1 protein-coding gene is annotated in these 1062 nt (G+C 73.8%); it reads right to left on the bottom strand.

The genetic code is table 11. From position 1 onward, the window contains the following. Positions 1-517: 517 nt before the first annotated feature. The coding region (locus ABD52_RS39655; protein ID WP_047894883.1) for an Rv3235 family protein at positions 518-1062 on the bottom strand (545 nt) is incomplete at its 5' end.

Consider the following 1062-nt stretch of genomic DNA (forward strand, 5'->3'; position numbering starts at 1 on the left):
CTCCTCCGCCCTCCGCCTTCCGCGTCGATCTTGCACTTTCCGTCCGCGCATTCCGGGGCAAAAGCCGCACACGCGGGGCGGCAACTGCAAGATCACGCCGCCCAGGGGTGAGTGCGGCGGGAGTGGAACGTGATGGGTGTGTCGGGGGCGTTTTGACACCCGTGGTGTTCCACTCGGGCGTGCCCGGCGCTCGCAGCGCTCGGTGATCTTGCCGTTGCGGCCCCGGAGATGTCGTGAACGCCGTGGATGCCGAGGCGGAAGGTGCGAGATCGCGGTGTTTGGGGGTGGGTGGGCGGAAGATCCTCGTTCGGCTGGTTGTTGCGGCAAGCCTCCCGTTGAGCGAGATTGGCGTTCTGCTTGGTGGGAGCGGTGGAGATCTTGGTAGGAAAGGGCCCCTATGAGGGCCGTTTGGTACCAAGATCGCGCCGGCCCGGGCGCTGGGTGCCGGGCGTCCGCACACCGATCGGCCCGGGTGGCCGCGGCGCGTCGGGCCAGGTCGGGGAGGCGATGGCCGGGCTCAAAGGACGTCCAGGACCTGGCACAGCCAGGTGCCTCGGCGGCGTTCCAGGCGTATCGCCACCGCCCAGCTCGCGCCTCCGGCGCCCGCGAACACGGCGGTGGCCTCGACCGCACCCGCGCGCGGTTCGCACACGCGCAGGCGCCGCAGCAGCAGCGCCGGCCGGGCGGTACGGCGGCGGCCCGGTGTCACCCGGCGGGCCGCGCGGGTCAGCTCGGCTGCCACCGGGCCGGCCGACTCGGGCAGGCAGAGCGGCCGGAGCTGACCGGGCGGCCGGAAGCCGTTGACGATCTCCAGGAAGGTCCGCACGAACAGGTGCGCGGCTCGCGCTCCCTCGGGTGTGGCGGAGGCGAGGGCTGACGCCTGCGCCCCGGACCAGCGGGGCCAGGCGGTCGCCGGGTCCGGTGCTCGACCGGCGGGGCGTGCGGCGGCACGGCGGCGTGGGTCGGCCAGGTCGAGCGTGAGCTGACCGACGGGACTCCAGAGCGGTTCCTCGTCGGTGCACGGCGGGTCGAGCGGCGGGGCGGGCCGGAGACGGACCGGCG

It is taken from the genome of Micromonospora sp. RV43, assembly GCF_001029515.1.
GTDB classification, from domain to species: domain Bacteria; phylum Actinomycetota; class Actinomycetes; order Mycobacteriales; family Micromonosporaceae; genus Micromonospora; species Micromonospora aurantiaca.